The organism is Streptomyces sp. QH1-20 (genome assembly GCF_041283565.1).
Lineage (GTDB): Bacteria > Actinomycetota > Actinomycetes > Streptomycetales > Streptomycetaceae > Streptomyces > Streptomyces syringius.
This window is the reverse complement of sequence record NZ_CP166299.1, coordinates 301,271-327,207: the sequence shown is the minus strand read 5'-3', so window position 1 is coordinate 327,207 and position 25,937 is coordinate 301,271. Positions and strand designations below refer to the sequence as shown.

At 70.0% G+C, this 25,937-nt stretch carries 23 protein-coding genes; 16 read left to right on the top strand and 7 right to left on the bottom strand.

Annotated features, from left to right (window positions below; genetic code table 11):
* The first annotated feature begins 1 nt into the window (after window position 1).
* On the top strand, window positions 2-664 hold the full coding sequence (locus AB8O64_RS01605; RefSeq protein ID WP_370417432.1) for a response regulator: 663 nt from the start codon (window positions 2-4) through the stop codon (window positions 662-664).
* Window positions 665-734: 70 nt separating this feature from the next.
* Entirely contained in the window at window positions 735-1,349 is a 615-nt protein-coding gene (locus AB8O64_RS01600) for a hypothetical protein (protein WP_370417430.1), read from the top strand.
* Between the two features lie 17 nt (window positions 1,350-1,366).
* Here AB8O64_RS01600 and AB8O64_RS01595 read toward each other — a convergent pair whose 3' ends face one another.
* Together AB8O64_RS01595 and AB8O64_RS01590 are read right to left on the bottom strand one after the other, a co-directional pair.
* Window positions 1,367-1,783, bottom strand: a complete 417-nt coding sequence (locus tag AB8O64_RS01595) for a VOC family protein (protein ID WP_370417428.1) — start codon at window positions 1,781-1,783, stop codon at window positions 1,367-1,369.
* 86 nt (window positions 1,784-1,869) lie between these two features.
* Window positions 1,870-2,319 carry a nuclear transport factor 2 family protein gene (locus AB8O64_RS01590; protein ID WP_370417426.1) on the bottom strand — a complete coding sequence of 150 codons (450 nt, stop codon included), beginning with the start codon at window positions 2,317-2,319 and terminating at the stop codon, window positions 1,870-1,872.
* A 137-nt stretch (window positions 2,320-2,456) separates the two neighbouring features.
* On the opposite strand from AB8O64_RS01590, the gene AB8O64_RS01585 reads away from it, so the two are divergent.
* Window positions 2,457-3,569, top strand: a complete 1,113-nt coding sequence (locus tag AB8O64_RS01585) for a CapA family protein (RefSeq protein ID WP_370417425.1) — start codon at window positions 2,457-2,459, stop codon at window positions 3,567-3,569.
* Window positions 3,570-3,602: 33 nt separating this feature from the next.
* Here the strand turns inward: AB8O64_RS01585 and AB8O64_RS01580 are convergent, their stop codons facing one another.
* The 4 genes from AB8O64_RS01580 to AB8O64_RS01565 all read right to left on the bottom strand — a co-directional run bounded on the left by AB8O64_RS01580 (window position 3,603) and on the right by AB8O64_RS01565 (window position 10,384).
* Window positions 3,603-4,676: an NHL repeat-containing protein gene (locus tag AB8O64_RS01580; RefSeq protein ID WP_370417424.1), complete on the bottom strand. Its 1,074-nt coding sequence runs from the start codon at window positions 4,674-4,676 to the stop codon at window positions 3,603-3,605.
* 103 nt (window positions 4,677-4,779) lie between these two features.
* Complete coding sequence (locus AB8O64_RS01575; RefSeq protein WP_370417422.1) at window positions 4,780-6,672, bottom strand: NHL repeat-containing protein; 1,893 nt, start codon at window positions 6,670-6,672, stop codon at window positions 4,780-4,782.
* Window positions 6,673-6,767: 95 nt separating this feature from the next.
* The gene (gene wecB / locus AB8O64_RS01570) at window positions 6,768-7,946 is read right to left on the bottom strand and encodes a non-hydrolyzing UDP-N-acetylglucosamine 2-epimerase (RefSeq protein ID WP_370417421.1); all 1,179 of its coding nucleotides are present in this window, start codon (window positions 7,944-7,946) and stop codon (window positions 6,768-6,770) included.
* Window positions 7,947-8,077: 131 nt separating this feature from the next.
* Window positions 8,078-10,384 (bottom strand): NHL repeat-containing protein, encoded by a 2,307-nt coding sequence (locus tag AB8O64_RS01565; RefSeq protein ID WP_370417420.1) that lies wholly within the window; start codon window positions 10,382-10,384, stop codon window positions 8,078-8,080.
* Between the two features lie 1,146 nt (window positions 10,385-11,530).
* Between AB8O64_RS01565 and AB8O64_RS01560 the strand changes: the two genes are divergently transcribed.
* The 3 genes from AB8O64_RS01560 to AB8O64_RS01550 all read left to right on the top strand — a co-directional run bounded on the left by AB8O64_RS01560 (window position 11,531) and on the right by AB8O64_RS01550 (window position 14,397).
* Window positions 11,531-11,827: a hypothetical protein gene (locus tag AB8O64_RS01560; protein ID WP_370417419.1), complete on the top strand. Its 297-nt coding sequence runs from the start codon at window positions 11,531-11,533 to the stop codon at window positions 11,825-11,827.
* Window positions 11,824-13,188, top strand: coding sequence for a glycosyltransferase (locus AB8O64_RS01555; RefSeq protein WP_370417418.1), 1,365 nt, complete (start codon window positions 11,824-11,826; stop codon window positions 13,186-13,188). Before AB8O64_RS01560 ends, AB8O64_RS01555 begins: the two co-directional genes overlap by 4 nt.
* Window positions 13,189-13,296: 108 nt before the next feature.
* Window positions 13,297-14,397 (top strand): ionic transporter y4hA, encoded by a 1,101-nt coding sequence (locus AB8O64_RS01550; RefSeq protein WP_365205178.1) that lies wholly within the window; start codon window positions 13,297-13,299, stop codon window positions 14,395-14,397.
* Between the two features lie 46 nt (window positions 14,398-14,443).
* On the opposite strand, the gene AB8O64_RS01545 is transcribed toward AB8O64_RS01550, so the two are convergent.
* Window positions 14,444-14,884, bottom strand: a complete 441-nt coding sequence (locus AB8O64_RS01545) for a hypothetical protein (protein WP_370417416.1) — start codon at window positions 14,882-14,884, stop codon at window positions 14,444-14,446.
* A 306-nt stretch (window positions 14,885-15,190) separates the two neighbouring features.
* Between AB8O64_RS01545 and AB8O64_RS01540 the strand changes: the two genes are divergently transcribed.
* The 10 genes from AB8O64_RS01540 to AB8O64_RS01495 all read left to right on the top strand — a co-directional run bounded on the left by AB8O64_RS01540 (window position 15,191) and on the right by AB8O64_RS01495 (window position 25,889).
* A complete protein-coding gene (locus tag AB8O64_RS01540) occupies window positions 15,191-15,709 on the top strand; it encodes a Pycsar system effector family protein (protein WP_370417415.1) in 519 nt (172 codons plus the stop codon).
* A gap of 103 nt (window positions 15,710-15,812) precedes the next feature.
* Window positions 15,813-16,451 (top strand): Crp/Fnr family transcriptional regulator, encoded by a 639-nt coding sequence (locus AB8O64_RS01535; RefSeq protein ID WP_370417414.1) that lies wholly within the window; start codon window positions 15,813-15,815, stop codon window positions 16,449-16,451.
* A 132-nt stretch (window positions 16,452-16,583) separates the two neighbouring features.
* Window positions 16,584-17,387 (top strand): hypothetical protein, encoded by an 804-nt coding sequence (locus AB8O64_RS01530; RefSeq protein WP_370417412.1) that lies wholly within the window; start codon window positions 16,584-16,586, stop codon window positions 17,385-17,387.
* 202 nt (window positions 17,388-17,589) lie between these two features.
* A complete protein-coding gene (locus AB8O64_RS01525; protein WP_370417410.1) occupies window positions 17,590-19,695 on the top strand; it encodes a hypothetical protein in 2,106 nt (701 codons plus the stop codon).
* Complete coding sequence (locus tag AB8O64_RS01520) at window positions 19,692-20,405, top strand: hypothetical protein (protein WP_370417409.1); 714 nt, start codon at window positions 19,692-19,694, stop codon at window positions 20,403-20,405. Before AB8O64_RS01525 ends, AB8O64_RS01520 begins: the two co-directional genes overlap by 4 nt.
* Window positions 20,406-20,762: 357 nt before the next feature.
* Window positions 20,763-22,613 carry a phage tail sheath family protein gene (locus tag AB8O64_RS01515; protein WP_370417408.1) on the top strand — a complete coding sequence of 617 codons (1,851 nt, stop codon included), beginning with the start codon at window positions 20,763-20,765 and terminating at the stop codon, window positions 22,611-22,613.
* Window positions 22,614-22,620: 7 nt separating this feature from the next.
* A complete protein-coding gene (locus AB8O64_RS01510; RefSeq protein ID WP_087924793.1) occupies window positions 22,621-23,145 on the top strand; it encodes a phage tail protein in 525 nt (174 codons plus the stop codon).
* A gap of 11 nt (window positions 23,146-23,156) precedes the next feature.
* On the top strand, window positions 23,157-23,888 hold the full coding sequence (locus AB8O64_RS01505; RefSeq protein ID WP_370417406.1) for a hypothetical protein: 732 nt from the start codon (window positions 23,157-23,159) through the stop codon (window positions 23,886-23,888).
* Window positions 23,881-24,618 (top strand): hypothetical protein, encoded by a 738-nt coding sequence (locus tag AB8O64_RS01500; protein ID WP_370417405.1) that lies wholly within the window; start codon window positions 23,881-23,883, stop codon window positions 24,616-24,618. The genes AB8O64_RS01505 and AB8O64_RS01500 overlap by 8 nt, the downstream gene beginning before the upstream one ends.
* Window positions 24,615-25,889 carry a DUF4255 domain-containing protein gene (locus AB8O64_RS01495; protein WP_370417404.1) on the top strand — a complete coding sequence of 425 codons (1,275 nt, stop codon included), beginning with the start codon at window positions 24,615-24,617 and terminating at the stop codon, window positions 25,887-25,889. Before AB8O64_RS01500 ends, AB8O64_RS01495 begins: the two co-directional genes overlap by 4 nt.
* Window positions 25,890-25,937 lie beyond the last annotated feature (48 nt).

Below are 25,937 nucleotides of genomic sequence, written 5' to 3'. Positions count from 1 at the left end.
CATGACGGCTGTGACAGCGACAGAAGGAAACCTCCGCATCATCGTGGTGGACGACCATACGGTGATGCGCGCCGGCGTGGTCGCCCTGCTGGCCTCGGAGCCCACCATCGACATCGTCGGCGAGGCGGGCAACGGCCGGGAGGCCGTCGAGCTCGCCCGGCGCCTTGAACCCGATGTGGCCCTGATCGACCTGCGCATGCCGGTCCTCGACGGGGTGGCCGCCACCAGGGAAATCGTGGCGGGCCAAACCGGGACGCGTGTTCTGATCCTGACGACGTACGACACCGACGTCGAGATCGAGCGCGCGGTCGAGGCGGGCGCCATCGGCTACCTCCTCAAGGACACCACGCGCGAGCAACTCGTCGACGCCATCCGCTCCGCAGCCCGGGGCGAAACCGTCCTGGCCCCCCGGGTCGCGCAACGGCTCATGGCCAGAATGCGGCAACCCGCCCCGGTCGCCCTGACCGCACGGGAGCGGGACGTACTGAACGCGGTCGCCGACGGCCTGTCCAACGCCGACATCGGCAAACGCCTGGCCATCGCGGAAGCCACGGTGAAGACGCACCTGCTGCGTGTCTTCGCGAAGCTCGATGTCAGCGACCGCACGCACGCGGTGGTCACAGCCCTCGAACGCGGCCTGCTCAGCCGCCTGGAGCGGGGGTAGGCGCGGGGGCGGGAGCAGGGCGGGGGAACGAGGTCGCGGACGGGTCCGCACACCTGCCATGGTGTCCGTCATGAGTTCCGAGCCGATCGACCGGACCCGCCACTACGACCCGGGAAGGGGATTGGTGCAGTTCACCGGCTGCATCATCGTGGTCTGCCCCCGGTGCGGCGGGTCCGCGCTCGTCGTACCCGGCCCCGGTCTTCCTGAGCCACGCCACTTCGGCGAGTTGCTGTTCCAGCCGCGGCGCCTGACGTGTGCGGGGTGCGGTGCCGTCGACGGCTGGGAACCCGAGGCGCGGGGCGCCGGCGTGGTCGGCGCCGTGCCGGGTGGTACGCACGACCCGTTCTTCCGGCGGCCGCTGTGGCTCCAGACCCGCTGTGCCGGGCACATCCTGTGGGCGTACAACGAGGAGCACGTCGACGAACTGGGCGCGCACATCGGAGCCCGGTTGCGTGAACGGGGAGGCATGCGTCCCACGATGGCCATGTTCGCCCGGCTGCCACGGTGGATGCGGGCGGCCGGCAACCGCGACGAGGTGCTGGCCGGCCTGGAGACGCTCCGGAACCTGGCCACGCGGTCCGCCCCGGCGGAACGGTCCGACGCCGCGTACGAGCGCGGCGACCACCCGCGTTCGCACCAGAGCATGTACTTCCGGGGCGGCCCCTACCGAGCCGGGCGCACGTAGGGGCTGTCGCCCGGCCGTCACAGCCCGGTCGGTGTGCCGCCGGCATCGAGGGCCGCGCGTTCCGTCGCGCTGGCCTCGATGCAGAACTCGTTACCGGCCGGGTCCGTGAAGACCACCCAGCCCCTGCCGTTCGGCTTGCGCCGGTCGTCGACGATGGTCGCGCCGAGCGCCGACACCCGCTGCACTTCCTCATCGCGCGGCTGGTCCGGTTGCAGGTCGAGGTGTACGCGGTTCTTCAACGTTTTCGCCTCGGGTACCCGGATGAACAGCAGGGTCGGCTGACCGGTGGGTACCTCCAAGGCCACTTCGTCGTCGCCCGGTTCGTCCTCCGGGTGGACCGGATGACCGAGGACCCGGCTCCAGAACTCGGCCAGCTCGTAAGGCTCGTGCGGCTCGGCGCAGTCGAAGGTGATGTGCCGGATGAGGGACGTCATTCGATCTCCTTGTGTGCCAGGGACGCGAAATGCCCCTCGGACTGTACCGGGCAGGACCGGCGGCCGCCGGGGTATTTCGCCGGGCCTCAGGCGAGCCGTGCTGGTACCGCGCAGGCATCGGCAATCACGGCGGTGTCCCAGTAATAGGGGCGGACCTCGACGATTTTCCCGTCCCGCACGGTGATCGTCTGCAGGATCGGGAAGGAGAGCTCACGGCCGGTCGCACGGGCGCGCGCCCGTACCTGGGTGAGCACCACCGCGGTCTCGCCGGTGGCGAGGAATTCCTGATCCACCATGTCGAACGACTCCCACGCGTCGCTCATCGCGAGGAAGAACCGTGTGAGACCCGCGTGTCCACGCCAGGTGCCGCCATAGGGGAGCGCATCGGCTTGATGGAGGACGACATCGGACGCGAAGAAGGGGGCGAGGAGATCGAAGGGTGCCTCGCCGGGGCCGCCGGCTGCCAGGTACTTCGCCTCGGCCTCGTACATGCCGGTGAGGAGAGCTGTCGAGTCGGTCGTGCGTGGTTGCGTCATACCACCAGGGTGATCGGTGGAGCCGGACGTTGCTGGCGGCCTTCGGACATCGATGTGCGGTGCAGCGCCCCACGCCCCGCCCGAGCCGATCGGCACAGTGACGTGAAATCCGGGACGGACAGGCATAGCCTGGGGGAATGGGTGGTGACCTGGTCACCCTGTTCCTCAGCGGTGACGTGATGCTCGGCCGCGGCGTCGACCAGATCCTTCCGCACCCCGGCGACTCGGCCCTGCGGGAGGCGTACATCAAGGACGCCCGCGCCTACGTCGAGCTGGCAGAGACGGTGAACGGCCCGATTCCCCGCCCCGTCGATTTCCGCTGGCCGTGGGGTGACGCGCTGGCGGTGCTCGAGGAAGCCGCGCCCGACGCGCGGATCCTCAACCTGGAAACCAGCGTCACGCAGAACGACGAGGTCGCACCCGGCAAAGAGGTGCACTACCGCATGCACCCCGCCAACCTGCCCTGCCTGGCCGCCGCCCGTCCCGACGTCTGCGTGCTGGCCAACAACCATGTCCTGGACTACGGCCACCGAGGGTTGGAGGAAACCCTCGATGCCCTCGCCGGCGCGGGCCTGCGTACCGCCGGAGCCGGGCGCGACGCGCAGGAGGCGCGACAGCCCGCGATCGTCCCTGTCGCCGGGGACCGACGAATCCAGGTCCACTCCTTCGGAATGGCGTCCAGCGGCGTCCCCCGGAACTGGGCCGCCACGGCAGCCCGGAACGGCATCCACTTCGTGGCCGGGCCGTCGGACGCCGCGGCGACCGAGGCGGTCGCACGGATACGGCAGTCGAAGCGCCCCGACGACATCACCGTCGTGTCGATCCACTGGGGTTCCAACTGGGGTTACGACGTCTCACGCGACCAGATCCGCTTCGCGCACGCCCTCATCGACGGCGGCGCGGACGTCGTGCACGGGCACTCCTCGCACCACCCCCGGCCGCTGGAGGTACACCGGGGAAAGCTCATCGCCTACGGCTGCGGTGACCTGGTCAATGACTACGAGGGCATCACCGGCTACGAGGCGTACCGGGACGACCTGCGGCTGCTGTATCTGGTCTCGGTCGAGCCCGGCACCGGCCGCCTCCACGAGGTGCGCATCACGCCCTTGCGGGCCTGGCGCATGCGGTTGCGGCACGCCTCGTCGGAGGACTGCCGTTGGCTTCACGGCCTCTTCGAGCGGATCGGCCGTGACTTCGGTACACGCGTCGATTCCGCGCCGGACGGCACACTGATCGTTCGGCCCGCCTGAGACGCGCGCCGCAGTCGCCGCCCGCGCGCCCCGTCACTCACGTTCCGCACCGCCGCTCACCTTCCGCACCCGGTGGTTGCCGAAGTCGGCGATGTACAGCTCGCCGGTGACCTCGACCGCGATGCCGAGAGGCTGATCGAGCAGGGCCAGAGAAGCGAGTCCGCCGTCACCGCCGTACCCCTTCACCCCTCCGCCTGCCACCGTGGTGATGATCCCGTCCGTACCGACCCTCCGAACCCGCTCATTGCCGTAGTCGGTGATGTAGAGGTTGCCGAGGCCGTCGACCACCACGCACTGCGGCAGGTTCAGGGCGGCCGTGACGGCAGGGCCTCCGTCACCACTGAACCCGATGGTGCCGTTGCCGGCCACGGTGGTGATGATGCCGTCCGTACCCACCTTCCGCACCCGGTAGTTGTACCGGTCCGCGATGTAGAGATTGGCAAAGCCGTCGAAGGCCACGGCGTGGGGAAAGTGGAGCGAGGCGGCGGTGGCGGGCCCTCCGTCGCCACCGAAGCCGTCGGCACCGTCACCGGCCACGGTGGTGATGATGCCGTCCAAACCCACCTTCCGCACCCGGTGGTTGTAGTCATCGGCGATGTACAGAACGCCGGCAGAGTCGACCGCCATGGCGTGGGGAAAGTTCAATGAGGCGGCGGTGGCGGGGCCGTCGTCACCGCCGAATCCGGGGGTGCCGTCACCGGCCACGGTGGTGATGATGCCGTCCGGACCCACCCTGCGCACCCGCTGGTTGGAGCGGTCCGCGATGTACACGTTGCCCTCGCCGTCCAGCGCCACACCGGCGGGATCCTTCAGACTCGCGGCCGTGGCGGGCCCGCCGTCACCGCCGTATCCCTTGGTGCCGTTCCCGGCCACGGTGGTGATGATGCCGTGCGGATCCACCCTTCGCACCCGGTGGTTCTGGTAATCGGCGATGTAGAGAGAACCGAGGCCGTCGAGCGCCACGCCGAAAGGGCAGTGCAGACCGGCGGCCGTGGCGGGCCCGCCGTCGCCACCGAACCCGGCGGTACCGCTGCCCGCCACCGTGGTGATGCTGCTCTTGAACGGCGCCGCCGTCGGCTCGGCGAGGCCGTCCCTCGTGGCTGTCATATCCATGAAGCACCCTTTCGCAGGCTGATCGATGGTCTGTCCGGGTTGCCCACACGCGGGCCCCGCCCGGGTGGGGCGGGGCCCGCATAGGGGCTTCTCGTGGTCAGAGGACGTTCGCGTACAGCGGGATGGTGGTGGAGCCGATGGTGACGTCGCCCCGCTGCTTCCCGCGCGGGGCGTCGTTCTTCGCCCGGATGGTGAGGGTGTACTGCACCGGGCTCCGGTCCTTGGCCGGGTCCGTGTTCAGGCGCAAGGGGGATGTCACGAGCAGGGTCGTGTCGTTGTCCGCGAGCTCGGTCGTGAGTGTCCCGTTGGGGTGCGAGGCGATGTAGTAGTAGCCGTACGTCGCCCCGCCGGTGAAGACGAACCCGGTGGGTGCCTTGAAGCGCTGCACCACCTGGGTGGCCCCGTCGAGCCGCTGAGTGGAGCGGATCTCCACATTCAGCTTGCCTTCGCCACCGGGCGCCGCCTGGGCCCGCTCTTCCGCCACCTGCGTCAGCTGCAGGGGTGCCACCGTGCCCGTGACCTCGGCTTCGAGCTGGACGGCCGGGTGCCTGCCGACGCACGCCCTGCCGTCCTTGCGGGGACCGGGCTCGGCTTCGGGCAGCGCCTGGAGGACGAAGGTGTAGACAAGGGGGCCCGTCGCTTTGGTGACGCGGGGGTTGGCCGTGAACACCAGCGTCCTGCTCGGGTACCCGTCGGGGCTGCCCAGGTTTCCCTGGACGCGAGGCTTCGTGGAGTAGTAGGCGTACGACGGCTGCCGGCTGAACACGAACCCGCTCGGCGCGGTGAACGTCTGGGTGATCTCGCCGGGGTCGACCGGCTTCCCGGTGGGGGAGGTGAACCGGACGTTGAACTTGACTGTTCCACCAGGAGCCACGGCCGGAGTCGGCTGCTCCTGTTGGATCTCCAGTGTGGTCTCGTCGCCACCGCCGGTCCCGCCGACGACCCCGATCACTTGGCGCACGCGGCCGTTGTCGGTGTCGGCGATGTACAGGTTGCCCCAGCGGTCCAGCGCGACCCCGCGGGGGCGGGTGAACTTCACACCCTTGTCCGTGGCCCGGCCACCGTCCCCGCCGTAGCCGCGCTCCCCGGTGCCGGCCACGGTGGTGATGATGTTGTCGGGCGTGACCTTGTAGACGCGGTCCTGTTCGTTCCCGGCGAAGAAGAGGTTTCCGGCACCGTCCACGGCCATGCCGTTGGGAAAGTCGAGCGGGGTGGCGGTGGCCTGGCTGCCGTCGCCCGCGTAACCGCCCTGCCGGCCGTTGCCCGCGACCGTGGTGATGATCCCGGTCGTGGCGTCGACCTTGCGGATGCGATGGTTGAGCTCGTCGGCGACGTAGAGGTTCCCGGCGGCGTCCACCGTCACATAGCGGGGAGTGTTGAGCTGGGCGGTCGTGGCCGGCCCGCCGTCGCCACTGAAACCGGGCTTCCCGGTGCCGACGACCGTGGTGATGATGTTGTCAGGGGTGACCTTGTAGACGCGATGCCGCCCGTTGCCCGCGATGTAGAGGTTTCCGGCGCTGTCCACGGCCACGCCGTTGGGCTCCTTGAGCGGTGTGGCCGTGGCCTGGCTGCCGTCGCCCGCGTAGTCGCCCTGCCGGCGGTTGCCCGCGACCGTGGTGATGATCCCGGTCGCGGCGGTGACCTTGCGGATGCGGTGGTTTCCCTTGTCGGAGATGTAGACGTTGCCCCGGCCGTCCACCGCCACGCCGAACGGGTCGTGCAGCTTCGCTGAGCGCCCCTGGCCACCGTCCCCGGCCCAGCCCGGCTCGCCCGTGCCGGCCACCACGGTCATGGTGTTGTCGGGAGTGACCTTGTACACGACGTGGTGGCCGTGGTCGGCGACGTACAGGTTTCCGTCGGCGTCCGTCGCCACGCCGCCCCATCCGAAGTCGAGATGGGCCGACGTCCCCTGGGTGACGCTCGGGTCGTAGTGGCTGTTGCCGTCGCCGACCACGGTGCGGATCGTTCCGTTGGGGAGGTTCGCTCGCACCGCGGATGTGCTTGCTGTCGTCACTGTGATGTCCCTTTCCGTGTTTCCGGGGTCGGTGCCTGCACGTCACCGCCCCCTGCGTCGTGCGGGAGGACTCAGCGGGGGCGTATGCCGAGCAGTCGGCCGCAGGCCGCGGCGCAGCGTTCCCCCGCGCGCCCGTCGCCGTACGGATTGGTGGGCACGACCGCCCGGATCGCGTTGCCGGGAAACGCGTTCTCGCGGGCGAATTCCTTCTCGACGGCGGCCACGATCTCCGATTCCTCGGTTCCGACGAGTCGGGCGAGGCCGGATGTGATCCCTTCGGTCCGTTCGGTGTTGTCCCGGGTCACGAGGACCGGTACGCCGAACGCGGCCGCCTCTTCCTGGATCCCGCCGGAGTCGGTGATCGTCAGCAGGGACCTGGCCAGGATCCGTGCGAACGAGCCATAGGGGATCGGGCCGGTGAGCCGCACATTGGGTATCCCGCGCAAGGATTGCTCGGTGGCGGCCCGGACCGACGGGTTCATGTGGGCCGCGACGACGAAGGTGATGTCGGGATACCGGCGGCTGAGATCGGCCACGGCCCCACTGACGCGTCGGATCGGTTCGCCCCAGTTCTCCCGCCGGTGGGCGGTGACCAACACCAGAGGTGCGCCCGACTGCTCCACCTCTCGCAGGAGAGGGTTACCGCTTGCCGTCGGCCGTCGGCTCGCTTCCACCACCGCGTCGATCACCGTGTTGCCGGTGACGTGGATCCGTTCGGCTGCGACGCCTTCGGCCAGCAGGTTGTCGCGGGCGGCACGGGTGGGCGCCAGGTGCACGTCGGTGATCCCGGCGATCATTTTGCGATGAGCTTCCTCGGGGAAGGGGCTGCGCGGGTCGCCCGAACGCAGGCCCGCCTCCACATGCGCCACGGGGACGGCCGCGAAGAAGCCCGCCATGGCCCCGGCCAGGGCGGATGACGTGTCGCCCTGCACCACGACCGCTTGCGCGGCTGTCGCGCGAAGGGCGCCGTCGAGCCGGGAGAGCAGACCGGCCGTCAGCTCGGCGACCGAGTCGTTGCCGCGGCGCACCGTCAGCTCGATGTCCGGCCGCAGTCCGAAGCAGGAGAGCGTTTCCGGGACGACGTCGCCGTGCTGACCGGTGGTGATCAAGACAGGGTCGGCCCAACTGCTCCGGCTCAGCGCCAGGGCCACGGGGGCGAGCTTCACGGCTTCGGGCCGGGTGCCGATGACGATCGCTATGCGCCGACGTCCGTTCCGTTCTTCATGGTCTGCGAAGGAATCCGGGTGCATGGCCGCCTGTGGAGAGAGGTCGTGGGAAGGGAGAAGCGGCAGAGCCTCCGGACATGCGGAAGCCCGACCGGGACCGCCGTCCACCCACGCCCAGGGGCGCGAGTGGACGGCGGTGGCCGACAACGCCTTGGTCAGAGGACGCGGGCGATCAGTGGTACGGGCGCGAGGCGGCCGATGACGGCCCGGCCGTCGTTGGGCTGGGTGCCCGATGTCGCGCCCGGCAGGGCCTTGACCACGATCGTGTGGATCAGGGAGGTCTTGTCCGTGGTGCCGGTGTTCAGGTGCGGGTTGGACTGGATGACGAGCGTCTTGCCGTTGTCCTCCAGGCGGGTGTCGAGGTTCCCCGTGACGTACGGCTTGGTGTTGTAGTAGCCGTAGGAGGCAGCGCCGGTGAACTCGAAACCGGTGGGTGCGGTGAGGCGCTGTTCGATGGTGCCGGGGTTGACCGGCTGGTTGTCGAACGAGCGGAACTCCAGGTTGAACTTGGAGGTCTGGCCCGGTGCCGCCGCGGGTACCGACGCCTGCACCACACGCAGCGCGGTCTCGTCGTGGGCCTTACTGGTGATCTTGCCGGAGATCTGGACCGGGGTGTGCCGCCCGATGCTGGCCGAGCCGTTGTCGTACTGCCCGGGCACCGCGTTGATGCGGGCCTGGACGGGGATCGTGTAGATCACCGAGCCGTTGTCGCTGGTGGTGGTGTTGACGTGCGGGTTGGCGGTGATGATCAGGGTGCGGCCCTCGTCCTCGATCCGGTAGTCGAGACTTCCGGTGACGATGCCGTCGAGGGCCTCGTAGTACGCGTACGTGGGCTGTCCGGCGAAGATGAAGGACGTCGGGGCGGTGAAGCGCTGGACGATGGTGCCGGGGTTGACCGGCTGCCCGGCCGCTGAGGTGTAGCGCATGATGAACGTGGACCGCTGGCCCGGGGCTACGTCGGGAACGGTGTCCTGGTAGATCGTCAGCGCCGTCTCGTCCGCGACGGGGGCGGGCACGACGACTGTGACGGGCAGGGCGAACGTGTTGTCCTTGAGGTTCAGGTCCCCGCCGTACTGGATCTCCAGCGTGGACTCGTACGTGCCCGCGGGGGTGGTGTCCGGGGCGATCACCCGGAAGACTCCGTCCAGGCTGCCCTGGTACGGAATGAGCTGCTGTCCGGTGAACGTGCGGGTGAGCCGCCGTCCCGTGCTGCCGGGGCCGCCGACCAGGCCGTCGGCCAGGGTGAGCACCACGGTCACGTGCTGGCCGTCGGCCGGGTTCGGACCACGGCTCCTGATCCGAGCGCCGAGGTCGAACTCCTGGCCGCGCTGCACCCGGTACGGGCTGACGACCTCTCCGTACAGATCGGCGGCCGGCGGGGGCGGCGGCGTCATCTGGGCCACGCCCGTGACGCCGCGGACCCGCTGGTTGCTCTGGTCGGCGATGTACAGGTTGCCGGCCCGGTCCAGTGCGATTCCATTGGGGTAGTACAGGCGCGTGCCCGCGGCGGGGCCGCCGTCGTCCACGTATCCGGCGGTGCCGTTGCCCGCGATGGTGGTGATGATGCCGTCCGAAGTGACCTTACGGATCCGGTGGTTGTGGTTGTCCCCGATATAGAGGTTGCCTGCCTCGTCCAGGGCCAGCCCCCAGGGGTAGTGGAGCCGGGTGCCGAGAGCCGGTCCGCCGTCGGAGACGTATCCGGCGGTGCCGTTGCCCGCGACGGTGGTGATGATGCCGTTGGGGGTGACCTTGCGGATGCGGTGGTTGTGCCGGTCGGCGATGTACAGGTTCTCCTGGGCGTCCACGGCCAGCGCGATGGGGTAGTAGAGCCGGGTCGCGATGGCCGGTCCGCCGTCGGAGACGTATCCGGCGGTGCCGTTGCCCGCGACGGTGGTGATGTTCCCGTTGGGGGTGACCTTGCGGATCCGGTGGTTGCCGTAGTCCGCGATGTACAGATTTCCGCTGCGGCCCACGGCCACTGCGTACGGGCAGTTGAGCGGGGTTGCGATGGCCGGTCCGCCGTCGGAGACGTATCCGGCGGTGCCGTTGCCCGCGACGGTGGTGATGTTCCCGTTGGGGGTGACCTTGCGGATCCGGTGGTTGCTCATGTCGGCGATGTAGAGATTGCCCGCGTCGTCGACCGCCACGTCGCTGGGATTGTAGAGGCGGGTGGCGACAGCCGGTCCGCCGTCGGAGATGTAGCCGGCGGTGCCGTCGCCGGCGATGGTGGTGATGTTGCCGTTGGGGGTGACCTTGCGGATGCGGTGGTTGGCCTGGTCGGCGATGTAGAGGTTGCCGTTCTTGTCCACGACCACGCCGTTGGGGTTGTAGACCCTGGTCAGCGCGCCCGGTCCGCCGTCGGAGATGAACCCGGCCACGCCGTTGCCCGCCACCGTGGCGATGGCGCCTTCGGCCAGGCCCGCGGGTTGCGGGCCGGTTCCGGTGCTGGGGGTGGTTGTCATGAGTTGGTGCTCCTGTCTGGTCGGAGGACGCGAGCGGTCAGTGGTGCGGGTGCGAGGCGGCCGACGGTGGCCTCGCCGTCGTGGAGCCGGGTGTCCGGTGTCGCCGTGGGCGGTGCCCTGATGGCGAGGGTGCGAATGAGGGAGGTCTTGGCGCGGCTCGACGTTCGCAGGGGCGGGGTATCGGGTACGGGCCGGGAGGCCGGCGGCACGTGACCGGGTATCGCCGGGCTGACCGGCCGCCCCCGCGGGGATCCCGCAGCGGGGGCCGGTTGACTCCTCGCACCCGATAACGCGCCGGCGTCCGCGAATTCCCTTTCCGCCGCCGCGTCGACCCTCACACCCAAGCGAAGGTGCTGCGTGAAATGAGATCCGGGGCGCGCGTTCGGGGCGTGACCGTACATCGACTCCTCGCTCGCGGTACGGACCAATGGATTCATGTGGCTTGCCACCGCAAAGGTCAAAGACGGGCACTGATGGTCGATCCGTCTCGATGCCCGATCAATGCGTCGGATTGAAAGCTTCCAGTTTCTTCCTCGGTGCGCGGCCGCCAGAACGGACGAGGGCGTAATTCTGTTCGATTCTTTTTGATTCGGAATCGGATCGTCAGTGAACGGCCTTCGGATCGTGGTGCCGACCGATTCGATCGTGGTGTTGTCGGTCGCCGGAATCCGTGTGTGCTGTCGGGCGTTCGACGTCCCCATGCTCTCCGCCCCTCGTGCGTAAAAAAGCGGCCGGCATGTCGGCGGCCCGAAGGAATGGTGGCGCACAGAATCGACCGCTCTCGCTCAGCGATGCTGAAGGCCGAGCAAAGGCAGGGAAGTTGAAATGGATACCTGTCACTCATGGTGTGGAGTGCGGTCCGCCCATGAAGTTAACGGCCCGCGTACGCGGCGTGCAATGGGCTCGATACGGCGTGATTGGCCGGATCCCCACAGTGTCGGTATTTACTGGGCGGAAACCCCTTGGTGTGCCTGGCGGGCGGGGAATCCGGATACCTCCTGGGACGGCGCGAAACTGCCCTCCGGCGCCCTATGCGCGTTGTGGTGGGGTCTGGTCACCGGCCGTTTCCTGAGCAAGAGTGGTCGGACTCTCTTCCCCCGCTGCGCGCAGGACGCGCTCCTTGCTGCCCGGAGGTGCCGCCGCACTATGTACACGGGATTCACCTGGCCGCTGGTCGGCGGCATGGCGGCCACCCGTGTCGGGGGAGGCGTCGCGCCCGGCCGCGGCGCACTCCTGGCGGTGATCGGTGCGGCAGTGGTGCCCGTGGGCTTCGTCCTGGGACGGGAGCTACAGCGTCGCATCACCGGGAGCGTCTGGATGGCTGAACCCGCCCTGGAGAAGGCCGGCGGCCTTCCTGCGGTACCCGCGCACCCGCACCCGGCTCCCGCGGTACCGGTGGGGCCGCCCTCATGGAGACGTCAGAAGTGGGAGGCCCGTCGGTGAGACGCAGGCTCTTGAAGGCCGTTGACACGATCGGCCTTGCCGTCATCGGCATGTCCGCGGGCTACCTCGCCCTCGCCATGGGTGCGGGTCTCATCGAACTGCGCCGCCAGAAAGCCGCGTTGCGCGTCCAGGGCGACACCGTGTACGGCAGTCCGCATCTGGGCCGCCGCGACCACCGGCATCTGTACGCCCTCATCCCGTGTCTCAATGAGGAGTCAGTGATCGGCACGACGGTCACCGGGCTGCTCGGACCCCGTACCACGGTCGTGGTCATCGACGACGGCTCGGACGATGCCACCGGGCAGGAGGCGGAAAGGGCCGGCGAGGAGGCGCGGGCGGCGGGGCGGCCGGGCGAGGCGGTCGTGCTGCGTCGGGAGCTGCCGAACGCCCGACAAGGCAAGGGCGAAGCCCTCAACCACGGAATTAGGCGGATCCGGGAGAGTGTCGTGGCGCGCGGCCAGGACCCCGGTGAGGTGATCGTGTGCGTGATGGACGCGGACGGCCGCCTGTCGGACCGGGCGCTGCGTCATGTCCTGCCGCTCTTCGACGACCCCCGTGTCGGCGGTGTTCAGCTCGGTGTGCGTATCCGTAACCGGCGCGGAAACTTCCTGACGTGGTTTCAGGACTACCAGTTCTGGGGGATGGCCGCGGTCACCCAGTTCGGCCGCAACCTCACCTCGACCGTCAGCCTCGGCGGCAATGGACAGTTCACCCGGCTCTCCGCTCTCGACGGCCTGGGGGACCGCCCCTGGTCACGATCGCTGACCGAGGATCTGGACCTGGCCATCAGTCTCGCCGCGCGGGGGTGGCGACTGCGCACCACCGCCCACGCTTCCGTGGATCAGCAGGGGGTGAGCGATCTGCGACGGCTCGTCCGGCAGCGGACCCGCTGGTACCAGGGCCATATGACGGCGATCCGGCGGATGGGTGAGATATGGCGGGCGCCGCGGATGCGGCATCTGGCCGCCCTGGAGATGTTCTCCTACCTGCTGGTCCCCTGGGTGCTGGACCTGCCCTGGTCGATCCTCTTCCAGTACTGCCTGATCTGGTTCGTCCGCAGCCCCAATGTGCTGGTGCTGCACGGCCGGCGCGTCGCCGCCGTCAACGCGACCTGGCTGAAGTGGCCGGTCAATCTCATCGCCTGGTACCTGCTCACCTTCGCGCCCGCGCTCGCCACGTCCTGGACGTATCTGCGCCGGGACAGGAGCGTCGGCGTGGGGCGGGCTCTGGTGCTCGGGCACTCCTTCGTCGTCATGAACTACATGTCGTTCCTCTGCGCCTGGAGTGCCCTTTTCCGCATGATCCGCGGGCAGACGGGCTGGACCAAGACCGCCCGGGAGGCCGAGGCGGTGGTGGTCTGACCGTGGGACAGCACGGCCACGCCGCTGTCAGGGGCGCCAGGGTTGTGGGACTTCACCGCGACAAGACGGATGAAAAGTATTTTCCCGGCGATCTGCGAAGCTTATGTCATGAACCATCAGCTCCGTTTGCTTGCCGGGCGCTGGCCCTTCCTCATGCCTGCCCTGGCCGCCGTCGTCCTCGCCCTGACCTGGGGACGGTCACTGTCCGCCGGGATGGTGGCGCTGGTGAGCTGCTGTCTGGCCGGTGCGGTGCTCTCCGCGGTGCACCACGCGGAGGTGATCGCGCACCGGGTCGGTGAACCCTTCGGATCGCTGGTGCTGGCCGTCGCGGTGACCATCATCGAAGTGGCCCTCATCGTGACCCTGATGGCCGACGGCGGCGAGAAGAGCAGCTCGCTCGCCCGCGACACCGTCTTCGCCGCCGTCATGATCACCTGCAACGGCATCGTCGGCCTGTCGCTGCTGGTGGGCGCGCTCCGACGCCGGGTGGCGGTGTTCAACGCCGAGGGCACGGGCGCCGCCTTCGGGACCGTGGCGACACTGGCGGGGCTGAGCCTGGTGCTGCCGACCTTCACGACGAGCACCCCGGGCCCGCAGTTCTCCTCGGCCCAGCTGGTCTTCGCCGCGATCGCCGCGCTGATCCTCTACGGGCTGTTCGTGGCGACCCAGACCGTGCGGCACCGTGACTACTTCCTGCCGGTGACCGCCGAGGGTGTGGTCATCGACGCCGACGACCACGCCGATCCGCCCTCGTCCAAGGTCGCCCTCACCAGCCTCGGCCTGCTGGCCGTCGCGTTGCTGTCGGTGGTCGGTCTGGCCAAGGGCGTCTCCCCCACGATCGAGTCGGGGGTGGCCGCCGCCGGTCTGCCCGCCTCGGTCGTCGGGGTCGTCATCGCGTTGCTGGTCCTGCTTCCCGAGACGATCGCGGCCGTGCGGGCAGCCCGCCGCGACCGCGTCCAGACCAGTCTCAACCTCGGACTCGGCTCGGCCATGGCCAGCATCGGCCTGACCATTCCCGCGGTCGCGATGGCCTCGATCTGGCTGGAGGGCCCACTGATGCTCGGCCTGGGCGCGACCCACATGGTGCTGCTGGCCCTGACGGTGGTCGTCGGCACCCTCACGGTGATCCCGGGCCGCGCCACACCGCTCCAGGGCGGCGTGCACCTCTCCCTGCTGGCGGCTTACATCGTGCTCGCGGTCAGCCCCTGACCTGCCCCATCGGCGCCGCACGGTCCCGCCTGCCCCGTCGGCGGACTCATCCCTCCGGCAGAGCGAAGACCATGAGGATCACGATCACCGGTGGCAGCAGCGCGCACCACGCGACGATCCTGCGCGCCGTCGAGAACCGCATGCGGCGCGGCAGAGCCCAGGAGGTCAGAAGCAGCACGGGCGTGCCGAACAGGGTCGCGTACAGACATCCGATGATGCCCGCGAGGGCGTGTTCGAGGGCAGCGGAACAGTGGTCCGGGCCGCAACTGTCCGTGGCCATCGGGGAGAGCCCGCCGAAGATCATGGCAACGGGGATGAGGAACAGCGCCAGTCCCGTGGCCCAGCCGGGTGCCACCCAGGCGTTCTCGTCGCGGTCGGCGGGTCCTCGGGGTGAGGTGTCGCGTGCGTCCGCGGCGGCGTCCGCGGCGTTGGCGGCGGCCCACGCCCGCCGCAGTTCGCGGTCCGCGACCGTCTCTTGATCGTTCATACGGGCAGTGAACCCTCCGGCCCCGGCGATGCGCTTCGGGACGGGTACTCACAAGACATCGGTACACATACTCAGTACCCCGGGGCGCCCGCGGCCCCGTCGCGTCCGGGGAAGCCGGATCCGATCGGGCAGAGGCACGTGCCGCGGATCTCCTCCCGGGTGCCCAGCATTGGGCAGCGTCCCGCCCCGCACCCAGCCACTCTGGGGTCACCTTGCCCGGACTTCCGGCCGGACCCTGGAGGGACCATGAACCACCTCGGCATGAGGACACCTCACACCACGGACTCCGATCCCTCTTCGTGCTCCTTGGCATCCCGCTCCGCGGACGAGGTCGCGGTCGAGCGTCTGCGCGTACTGGCGGGTGACGCCTTCGCGGAGTTGCAGCGCGGTGATGCCAAGGCGGCGGCGCTCTGCGGCACGGCGGGGGCCGGCCTGGGAGCGGTGATCGCGGCGGTGTCCGCGGCGGCGCACGCCCTGCCCCTGTGGGCTGTGATCGGTCTGTGGTGTGCGGGCGCGTGCTTCGTCCTCTCGATCGGACAGTGCCTCTCCGCCGTGCGTCCGTCGCTCCGGGCCGGGAACCGGCGACGACCGGCCTGCTACCTGGACTGCGCGGAGACCACCACCGACGAGCTGCTGGCCGTGGTGGCCGGCCTCACCACCGCCGACCTGGCCCGGGCCGAAAGCCGCCGCGCCACGGAGCTGTCCTTCCTCGCTCAGGCCAAGTTCAGGATGCTGCGCCGAGCCACCCTGTGGTCGCAGCTGGCCTTGACGGCGGCAGGTCTCGGCGCCCTGACCGCGTTCGTCGACGCGGTCGCCGAATGGTGAACGCGTTGAATATGCTCTACCCCTGACGGCCCGTCGAGGCTGCGGGCGGCCCGCACCTCCCCTCTCCTCAACCGGGGGTGCCTTGTACCAGTCCCATCGGGCGTTGCTCGGCGACCGCTTGTGGAACGCCCTGCTGCGCCTCGCCCCCGAGCGGCCCCGGGAGCCCCGCAGCGTGCTGCTGCGTCAGGACGCTCGGCCCACCCACGTCCTCGTGCTGTCCTCAGGATCCGTCGCCGTCATCCGGCGGGACGGGCGGGGGCAACGTTCGCTGCTCGCCGTGCGCGGAGCCGGCGAACTGCTCGGCGAGCTCTCCTGGCTCGACGGCGGAGTCCGCAGCGCCACCGTCATCGCGGCCGGCCCCTGCCGGGTGCACACCGTGCCCGCACCCGACTTCGAAGCCTTCGTCAGCGAGCACCGACTGATGCACGCGCTGACGCGGCACGCGGTGGGCCGTATCAGGGAGAGCGAAGAGATCCGCCAGGAACTGGCGACCGCCCCCGCTCCCGCCCGGCTCGCCGCGGCTCTGCTCCGCCTGGCCGAGGCCTCGGGACAGCCGGCTGTCCTGCCCGTGCACATCGGGCTGACCCAGGAGGAGCTGGCCCAGCTCATCGGCACCTCACGCAATTCCGTGGTGCATTCGCTGTCACCCTGGCGCGCCGAGGGATGGATCCGCGCCGCGCCGGGCGGTGGGCTCGTCCTCGAGCATCTCGACGGATTGAGGCGCGTCGTCGGTCCCCGGTGAGGTGCCACGCGGCCCGATGAGACGCAGGCCATGCGCGCGGTGCCCAGTTCTGGGCAGCGGGGACTTCGTGGGGCGCGCATCATCGTCCCGAACACTTCCTCACCGCTCCCTCCGACAGAAGGACATGCGCACATGGATGCCCAACAGCCCGATGACGTCCGTGACATACCGGACTACCAAGCCCTGGTCGTGATCGACATGAAGGGGTACAGCAAGGTTCCCTCCCACCGCATGCCGGCCATGCGGGCCGACCTCGACACCATGCTCGCCACGGCCTTCGCGGAGAGTGGCCTCGGACGGGAATGGGAAGAGCGCGCGTACTGGAGCGACACCGGCGACGGCTGCATCCTGGCCCTGCCGGTCCGCCGGATGTGGCGGCTGGTGGACCCCCTGCCCGAGATACTCGACGGCGTGCTCGCCCGCCGTGACCGGGAACGCCTCGCGTCGACTCCGGAGATCCGGGTGCGCATGAGCGTTCACGTCGGCCCGCTTCCCGACAGCTACCGGGGCGATCCCATCAACGACGCGTGCCGGCTGATCGACAGTGACGCGGCCCGTGACGCGGTGGACAAGGCGCGGGCACTGGGTTCGTACGTCGCGTTGGTGATCTCCGAAGCGGTGTTCCAGGCCGTCGTGCGTCCTCGGCGCACGACTCGGCTCACCGAGCACGACTTCCTGCCCACACGGGCCGAGGTGAAGAACAAGTACTCCGAGACCGCGTGGGTCCACGTCCCCCGGCGGAGCCCGGCCGATCTCGGTACCCCGGCGGGAAGCGGATCCGAGCGGGCCGCGGAGGCGGCGCCGCCTCCCGAGGCGCCGGGAGCCTCGCCGGCGCCGGCGGCCCCCAGGTTCGCCATCGAAACCGTAGGCAACATCATCGATACGCCCCAGGGAGACCTGTCATTCACGCAGGACTTCAGGCGGTCCGGCCGATGAGCGACCGGCGCCCCGAACGTCGTCTTGAGGAGGACATGTGAACGAGCCCGTACCCGGCCTGCCGGTATCCGACGAGGCAGCCCCGAACCCGCCCGTGGACCACACCCATGCCCCTGATCCGCAGGCCACGCCCCAGGGGTCCGACCGGGAGCTGCCCGCGGATCCGGTCCGACCAGAGGACAGTCCGAGTCGGGAGGAGCCCATGCCACGAGCGCAGCCGTACGTGCCGATCGCCACGCTCACGCTCCCCGGCCGCACACCGTCGATCGATACCGTCGGCAACCTCATCGTCGGCCCCACCGGGCCCATCAACGTCAGCCAGACGTATGAGGTACGCACCGCCGACCTGCTGGAGACCGTCCTCGTCTCCCGTGAGCACGTCCTCTCCGATGCCTCCTACGTCGAGGCCGAGGTGTGGCGGGAAGTGCGACGACGCGCGGCCGGGGCGCTCGCCGAAACCTCCGTCGTGTTCCTCGTCGCCCCGCGCCGGCACGGCGCCACCACCTTCTCCCTGCGCCTGCTCGCCGAAGCGACCGAAGAGACCGTGGCCCTGCAGGTGGTCGAGCCCAGCTGGGACCGTCCGCTGGTCAGCAAGCTTCCCGTCCAGCCCGACTCGGCTTATCTGCTCGACTTCCAGGACCCGGAACGGGACAGGATCGACAGGTCCTTCCTGACCGGTCTCGAACAGCACGCGCGGAACCTCGGCGGCATCGGCTCCCGTCTCGTCATCACCATCACCCCGGAACTCTGGTCCCACGTCGCGGGCCAAGTGCCCGCCGGGCTCGCCGTGGTACGGCTGAGCAGCCACCCGAAAGCCGACCAGGTGGCGCGGGCGCACCTGCTGGCCCGCGGGCACAGGGGCCTGACGCGTTACCTGGACGATCCGCCGGTGCGGGACGGCATCGAGGCCTGGACACCCGCCCGCGCGGTGTGGCTGGTCGACGAGATGATCGGCCTGGCGCGGGAACACGCCCGTACCGCCGCCGAAGAGGGAGCCGCCCTCGCGGACCACGAGGAGCGCCTGCGCTCGGCGGTGCGGGAACTGGCCCAGGGCTGGGCGACGATCCTCGGCAGCCGCTTCGCGGACAGTACGAGGCCCGGAGCGCGGGGCACCGCGACACCGCACGGCCATGTGGCGCCGCTCGATGTCGACGACCGTTGTCTGTCCCTCGCCCTGGCCGTTCGTGGCTCCGGCCCGGTCACCAGGATCCAGGCCGACGCCGAGCGCCTGGCGGGCATTCTGGCGGGCGCGGCCGTGTCGGGTGCGCCGAAGAACGGCGAACGGAAGGGGCCCGTCGATCTGACGCACGTCCTCGGCGGTGTCGGACTGCGCACCCGCTTTGAGAACATCGGCGCCGAAGTGCGCTTCGGAGAGGCGGAGTTCACCTCGCCGACCTACGGGGACGCCCTCCTGACGCACATATGGGACCAGTACCACCCGCTGCACGAGCGGCTCATCGGCTGGATGGTGTCCTGCGGGGAAGAGGACGGGCGTGCCGCCGGTGACGATCCGGCCGTACGGGCCATTCTGGGAGTGCTCACCTACCACCAGGACGACTCGCAGCTCGCGGAGGTCCGTAAGCAAGCCTCTGCCTTGGGGAAGACACAGCTGGCCACCGCCGTGATGGCCGGAGCGGCGCGCGATGAGCACTTGGGCCGCCGCGCCCGTCAGTTGCTGTACACCTGGGCGGGACAGAAGGACGCGAACACACAGCGGCTGGTCGTCGCCGTCTGCCGTGAACTGCTCGACGACCAGCCGGTCCCCGCGCTGACCCGGCTGCGCAGGGTCGCCGACAACCGCGCCGACGAGCACGTCACCGCCGATGTCCTGCGCACGTTCAAGGAGGTGGCGAACGTCCCCCGGCTGACGGGCTGGTTCGCCGAATCCGTCACCGCCTGGCAGCACCAGGCCGGAAACGGGGGCTCGCGCGCCGTGAACCTCGGAACGCTGGCCCTCATGTCCGTGGACGCGGGGGACCGCCCGTGGCTCCTGACCGGGGCCGCACCCGAGCTGGACGTCACCGCCGCGCTGCGTGAACTCTTCGCGGACCTGGACGAGAACGCGGAGGTGATCGACGAGCTCACCCGTTGGCTGCGAGCCGACGGAGGCACGCTGCACGACCAGGTGCTCGCCCTCTTCCAGGACGCCGTCTCCGACCGGGTCGGATTCAAGGCTCTGGCACGGCTGATCAATGAGTTGGGCAAGGTCCGCAGGCCGGACGGCAGCGACCCCGGCACGCGGTTGCGGGACATCCTCGGGGACGACCCCGACCTCGGAGAGCTCCCTCTGAGGACGTACCCCGCGTGACGTTCCGATTCCGCCGCCGACGCCCACCCGTGTACACCGAGCACATCTTCACCGAGCCCAGGTCACTGCGCAGCGGCACTCCGGACATCTGCTTCACGGCGACGTTCTCCGCCAGGTGGCTGCTGGGCGGCACCGGCCATCACGCCCCGGAAGCTGTGGTGATCACCGAACTCGTACGGCTGGCCGCTTCGGTCACCGGGAACTGGGAGGCCACGGACGTCCGCGGCGCCGAGGACGCGCTCAACGCGGTGCTCGGCCACCCCGTCCCGATCCCGGGGATGGCGGACTCCGAACTTTCCGCGCGCGCCCGGCTGACGCTGTCGGCGCGGGCGCGCGCGGACGCCGAGCAGTACCGCGAGGACAGAGCCAGGGTGGCCCGGCTGCGCTACCTCAAGGAACACCTCTACAGCGATCCGGAAATGGTGCTTCTGGACCATCTGGAACGGCACCCCCAAGACCTCAGGACCGCGGACATCAAGGACTTCCAACGTCTGTCGCGCAGTCTGCGGGTGGGGGGCCAGTGGTGGTACCCCTTGCTCGACTGCCTCGAAACGCTCTCCGTCGAGCTCCCCGACCGGCACGGCGACCGGCTCGCGATGAAGCTGCTGCTGAGGGCGTTCAAGGACACCCTTCCCGAGCTCATCGACCGGTACCAGCTGCGGGAGGTGGTCGACCAGTTGCTGGACGAGCCGGAAGGGGGCAGCCCATAGGGCCCGGCACAGGTTTCGACGTCTCCCCGGATCGGAATTCAGTTTTCCGCATTTCTTGATCAGGTCGGCCGAGGGTGAAGATCAATACCCAACTGATCTATCGGCGGCGGCACGTGAAGAAAATGCAGATGCTTTTCAGATCTTGACTCGTGCTGCGAGTGAATCCATGATGGGCACGCGCAGAGGCACCAGGAGTCCCAAGCGGGTGCTTGAGTCCCTCGCGGCATGGAGTCGCGAGGTTTATGACGGGGAACGTCCTATTTTGCATTCGCATGCGACGCTGCACGGCGCACCGAACGCTGAAAAATGATCAGCTCCCCTTCATATCTCTTGGCGTCCGGAGGAAATGGAGGGTCAATGCCGGTGCAACCGACCTATCCCGGCGTCTACATCGAAGAACTTCCCAGCAGCGTCCGTACCATCACGGCGGTCAGCACCTCCGTGGCCGCGTTCCTCGGGCACACCCGCCGGGGCCCGGTCAACCGGCCGGTGACCATCACCAGCTTCGCGGACTACGAGCGCCGGTTCGGCGGTCTCGCCTCGGACAGCGCGGTCAGCTATGCCGTCCAGCAGTTCTTCCTCAACGGGGGATCGGTCGCGGTCGTCGTGCGGGTGGGCGCCGCGGGGACCGGCAAGTCCGCCGGGGTGACGCTGACGTCGAGCGAGACCGAGGCGGCGGCCGACGCGCTGGGGCTCACCGCCAAGGAGCCGGGGGTATGGGGCTCAGGGCTGCGCGTCGCGGTCGACTACGACACGCCGAAGCCGAAAGAGACCTTCAACCTGCACGTCTTCGACAGTGCGGGCGGGTCGCGGGAATCCTTCACCGGAATCTCCATGGATCCGGCCCACCCCCGTTATGTGAAAGCCCTGGTGGATTCCGCTTCCTCCCTGGTCCAGGTGACTTTGGCCCGGGGTGGCCGCCCCGACCCCGTGGGAACGGTTTCCAAGCCGTTCGGGGAACGGCTTCCGGATTTGACCTCGGCGATCGACGTGAAAATCGGCGCGGTCAAGCACACATTCAAGATCTACGATCCGCGGACCGACGGCGACTCGCCACCGAAATCCGTACCGCAACTCGCCCTCCTGCTGGAACGCAAACTGCGGGCCCTTCCCGACGCCCCGGGCAAACGGGCCTTCGCGGGTACCCGGGTCACCGCCTTCGGGCAGCGGCTCCAGGTCGTGGCGGGCTCCCTCGACCAGGACGACGTGGTCCATTTCAGCGGCGACGCCGCAGGACCGCTCGGCCTCGAGGACTTCGCCCGGCCGCCCGCCTTCGTCCTCGACGGCGGTCAGGACGCGAGCCCGCCGGGACCGACCGACCTGATCGGCAGCGAGGCCGGGAAGACCGGCATCAACGCCCTGCGCGAGGTCCAGGACGTCAATCTCCTGATCCTGCCGGAGGTGGCCGGCTACACCAACGTCGATGACGCCGCGACCGTCCTGTCCGCCGCCGTGGCCCTGTGCCAGGAGAAGCGGATGTTCCTGGTGGCCGACGCGCCCGCCGCGTGGCGGAGCATCGACGCCGCACGGGCCGGCCTGCCCATGTTCGAGTCCGTGCCCGGAGCGCACGCGGCCCTGTACTTCCCGCACCTGGAGATGGTCGACCTGGTCACCGGGCGGCTGCGGGCCTTCCCGCCGTCGGGCGCCGTCGCCGGGGTCATGGCCCGCACCGACAGCGAGCGCGGGGTGTGGAAGGCACCGGCCGGCACCGAAGCCCGGCTCGCCGGGGTACGGGCGCTCACCGTGCCGATGACCGACCGGGAGAACGGGCTGCTCAACCCCGTGGCGCTCAACTGCCTGCGCTCCTTCCCCGTCGTCGGCCCGGTGATCTGGGGCGCACGGACCCTGGCGGGGGCGGACGTCCTCGCCTCCCAGTGGAAGTACGTACCGGTCAGGCGCCTGGCGCTGATGCTCGAGGAGAGCCTGTACCGCGGCACCAAGTGGGTCGTCTTCGAGCCCAACGACGAACGTCTGTGGTCGCAGATCCGGCTCAACATCGGCGCGTTCCTGCACACGCTCTTCCAGCAGGGGGCGTTCCAGGGCACGGCCGCGCGCGAGGCGTACTTCGTCAAGTGCGACAAGGACACCACCACGCAGGACGACATCAACCGCGGCGTGGTGAACGTCGTGGTCGGATTCGCTCCGCTCAAGCCCGCGGAGTTCGTGATCGTCAAGATCGAGCAGATGGCCGGACAGATCGAGGTATAGGAGCTCCATGGCCGAGTTCACGGTCAACGCGCAGCGGTTCGACCCGTATAAGAACTTCAAGTTCCTGGTCGTCTGGGACGGGCGCGTCGTCGCAGGCGTCAGCAAGATCAGTCCACTCAAGCGCACTACTGAGGTGGTCAAGCACCGCAACGGAGGCGACGCCAGCTCTCCGCGCAAGTCACCGGGGCGCACCGAGTTCGAAGCCGTCACGCTGGAACGCGGCGTCACCCACGACACCGAGTTCGACCGCTGGGCGAACAAGGTGTGGATGGTCGGCGCGGGCCGCGGCTCCGAGGTGTCACTGGCCGACTTCCGCAAGGACATCGTCATCCAGGTGCTCAACGAAGCAGGTCAGGTCGCGGTCTCCCACAAGCTCTACCGCGCCTGGATCAGCGAGTACCAGATCGTCGGTGAACTGGACGCGAACGCCAACGCGGTCGCGATCCAGAGCCTCAAGCTCGAATGCGAGGGCTGGGAGCGGGACTACGAGGTCCCCGAACCGGAAGAGCCCTCGTACCAGCAACCGGCCTAGGCCGGTCAACGATGGAACACCTGGAGGCCGGGGCGCTGCTCGCCGCGTGGGAGGCGGGACTCGCGTCCGACGACGGCGGGCGCGCCCTGCTCCTGCACGGGCTCGCCCGCCCGGGGTCCGAAGCCGGGGAACTGCTCTCGGTGCCGGTGGGTCGGCGTGACGCCGAGCTGTTCGCCGTCCGGCGGACGCTGTTCGGGGCGCGGCTGGAGGTGCGCACCGACTGCGCCGAGTGCGGGGAGGAGATGGAGTTCGCCTTCGACGCGGGCGATATGGGAACCGCCGGCGACGTGCCCGGCAAGCCGATCCGCGTCGAAGCGGGGGAGTGGACGGTCGAGTTCAGACTGCCCACCCCCGCCGACCTCGCCGCGGTCGAGACCGTACCGGATGACCGGGCCAGAGCCGCGCTGCTGGCCCGGTGCGTCCTGCGGGCCGAGCACGGCGGACAGGACGTGGCGGACCGGCCCCTGCCCGACCATGTGCAGCGACGGATCGCTGCGGCCTCCGAGGAATCCGACCCGTTCGCCGACGTCACGCTCAACGTCGCCTGCCCGGCGTGCGGGAAGGCCACCCGGGCCGAACTCGACATCGCCTCCTACCTGTGGGCCGAGCTGGACGCCTGGGCCCGCGACACCCTCCTGGACGTCCACCTGCTCGCCACCGCGTACGGCTGGAGCGAACCGGAGATCCTGGCGCTCAGCCCGCTGCGGCGCCGCTACTACCTGGAGCTGTGTGCGGATGCCTGACTTCTTCGACCGCCTGCTGGCACGCCACGTGCCCGGCCGGCAGGGCGCGCCGACCGCCGTGGCGAGGCTGCGGCCGCGCCTGCCAGGACCGTTCGAACGGATCGAGACGGCCGGGACGGACGCGCCCTCGCCCATCGTCGGGCCCGCGCCCGCTCCCGGCTCCGCCCGGAGTGCCGGGCCATCACCCGTACCCGTGCCGCCGCGACCGGCCCCACCGGCCGCTCCGCCCGCGCCCCGCGCGACGACGACACCGGCCCCGGATCGCCCCGCCCCGGCGGTACGTCTCGTTCCCGCGCGGCCCCTGCTCGTCGCCCCACCCCTGCCACCGGCCGCCACCGTCGCACCGAACGGCGAACGGGCGCCGGGCCGGCCCACCGGCACCGCCCGGCCCGACGCCACCGGACGGCCCTCGGCGCAAGCCACCCGGCGACCCGCCGCACCGGCCTTGCGGCCCTCCACGCCGACACCCGGCACACCCGCCGTCGCGGCGGCCCGCCCCAAACCTCCCCAGCGGCCCGCCGACAGCACGGCCGCCGGCGACCGGCGCCGACGCCAGAAGCCACCCGAGCGGGTCGTCCACGTCAGCATCGGCCGCCTGGAGGTCACCGCCGGGCAGCGTCAGGGCCCGGCGAAACCGGACCGGCGCACTGGGACCGAGGACGGCGGACGGCCCCGGCCCGCCATGACACTCGACCAGTACCTGGGAGCCGGAAGGGGCGGGGAGTCATGAGCAACTCGCTGGCCATCGCCACCGTCACCGAAGCGCTGCGCCTGCTCATCGCGAACTCCGTCGCCCTCGACGTCCCGTTCGCCGTCGACGTCGCCGCCATCAAACCGCCCGCCCAGCCCCCGGCCCAGCCCACGGTCACCGTCTTCCTGTACCAGGTCGCACCCAACGGGACGCTGCGCAACCGCGACACACCGACCCGAACGGGCGACGGCACCCTGCTCACCAAGCCCGCCGCCGCCCTCGACCTGCACTATCTGGTCAGCTTCTACGGCGACGAACGGGAACTCGTAGCTCAGCGCCTGCTCGGCTCGGTCGTCCGCACGCTCCACGAACTCCCCACCCTGCCCAAGGAGGTGATCGACGAGGCCGTGGCCTCGCCGTTCCTCGTGGGCAGCGACCTCGCTGCAGCACCCCAGCGGGTGCGGTTCACCCCCTCGCAGATGGACGTGGACGATGCCTCGAAGCTCTGGTCGATGCTCTTCCAGACCCCCTACGCGCTGTCCCTGACCTATCAGGGCACCGCCGTCTTCATCGAGGGCAGGCAGGAGCCCATCGCCGGAAAGCCGGTGCTGCGCCGTACCGTGCGGGCCATCCCGACCCGGCAGCCCCTCATCGACCGGCTGCTGTCCCGCCCCGCCGGATCACCACCCGGCACCGAACCGGTGGAGGGACCGGTGCCGGCGGGCCACGAACTAATCGCCCGTGGCACGGGGCTGCGCGCCGACCGCGTCTCCGCCCGCGTGGGCGGTCGCGAACTGCCCCTCGACGCCGACAAGGTACGCGACGACCAGGCCGTCATCCGGGTGCCGGACGACCTGCCGCCCGGCGTCCACCCGGTGCAACTGCTGCACGCCCTCGACCTGGGCATTCCGGCGACACCGCACTGGGGCCTCGAATCCAACGCCGCCACGTTCGCCCGCCGCCCCGGCATCACCGGCCCCATCGGGGTCGAGGGCCGCGCCGGCGACGACGAGATCTCGGCCGTCCTCGTCCTCGGCCTCGACATGCCACTCGGCGCCGACCAACGGGTGCTGCTCCTGCTCGACGAGAAACAGCCACCCCCGGGCCGGCGCCCGGCCGGATACCAGTTCCGCGCGCCCTTCCCGCTCGGCCAACGGCCCGACCCCAAACGGCTGAGGATCGCGATCGCGGGCGTACGACCCGTCGCCTACCTGGTGCGGGTCCAGGTCGACGGGGTGCCGAGCGCGCTCACGTTCTCGGACGAGGGCACGTTCGACGGCCCGACTCTCGACCTCGGCGAGACGCGCTGACGGGGGCCGGACGGTGACGACACGGGGGACCGGGCGGCGCACTTCGGA

Excerpts from the sequence above, each read along its gene's own strand:
- AB8O64_RS01605 (WP_370417432.1), top strand. The coding sequence starts at position 2 with ATGACGGCTGTGACAGCGACAGAAGGAAACCTCCGCATCATCGTGGTG.
- AB8O64_RS01600 (WP_370417430.1), top strand. The coding sequence starts at position 735 with ATGAGTTCCGAGCCGATCGACCGGACCCGCCACTACGACCCGGGAAGG.
- AB8O64_RS01595 (WP_370417428.1), bottom strand. The coding sequence starts at position 1,783 with ATGACGTCCCTCATCCGGCACATCACCTTCGACTGCGCCGAGCCGCAC.
- AB8O64_RS01590 (WP_370417426.1), bottom strand. The coding sequence starts at position 2,319 with ATGACGCAACCACGCACGACCGACTCGACAGCTCTCCTCACCGGCATG.
- AB8O64_RS01585 (WP_370417425.1), top strand. The coding sequence starts at position 2,457 with ATGGGTGGTGACCTGGTCACCCTGTTCCTCAGCGGTGACGTGATGCTC.
- AB8O64_RS01580 (WP_370417424.1), bottom strand. The coding sequence starts at position 4,676 with ATGACAGCCACGAGGGACGGCCTCGCCGAGCCGACGGCGGCGCCGTTC.
- wecB (WP_370417421.1), bottom strand. The coding sequence starts at position 7,946 with ATGCACCCGGATTCCTTCGCAGACCATGAAGAACGGAACGGACGTCGG.
- AB8O64_RS01565 (WP_370417420.1), bottom strand. The coding sequence starts at position 10,384 with ATGACAACCACCCCCAGCACCGGAACCGGCCCGCAACCCGCGGGCCTG.
- AB8O64_RS01560 (WP_370417419.1), top strand. The coding sequence starts at position 11,531 with ATGTACACGGGATTCACCTGGCCGCTGGTCGGCGGCATGGCGGCCACC.
- AB8O64_RS01550 (WP_365205178.1), top strand. The coding sequence starts at position 13,297 with ATGAACCATCAGCTCCGTTTGCTTGCCGGGCGCTGGCCCTTCCTCATG.
- AB8O64_RS01545 (WP_370417416.1), bottom strand. The coding sequence starts at position 14,884 with ATGAACGATCAAGAGACGGTCGCGGACCGCGAACTGCGGCGGGCGTGG.
- AB8O64_RS01530 (WP_370417412.1), top strand. The coding sequence starts at position 16,584 with ATGGATGCCCAACAGCCCGATGACGTCCGTGACATACCGGACTACCAA.
- AB8O64_RS01525 (WP_370417410.1), top strand. The coding sequence starts at position 17,590 with ATGCCACGAGCGCAGCCGTACGTGCCGATCGCCACGCTCACGCTCCCC.
- AB8O64_RS01515 (WP_370417408.1), top strand. The coding sequence starts at position 20,763 with ATGCCGGTGCAACCGACCTATCCCGGCGTCTACATCGAAGAACTTCCC.
- AB8O64_RS01510 (WP_087924793.1), top strand. The coding sequence starts at position 22,621 with ATGGCCGAGTTCACGGTCAACGCGCAGCGGTTCGACCCGTATAAGAAC.
- AB8O64_RS01505 (WP_370417406.1), top strand. The coding sequence starts at position 23,157 with ATGGAACACCTGGAGGCCGGGGCGCTGCTCGCCGCGTGGGAGGCGGGA.
- AB8O64_RS01500 (WP_370417405.1), top strand. The coding sequence starts at position 23,881 with ATGCCTGACTTCTTCGACCGCCTGCTGGCACGCCACGTGCCCGGCCGG.
- AB8O64_RS01495 (WP_370417404.1), top strand. The coding sequence starts at position 24,615 with ATGAGCAACTCGCTGGCCATCGCCACCGTCACCGAAGCGCTGCGCCTG.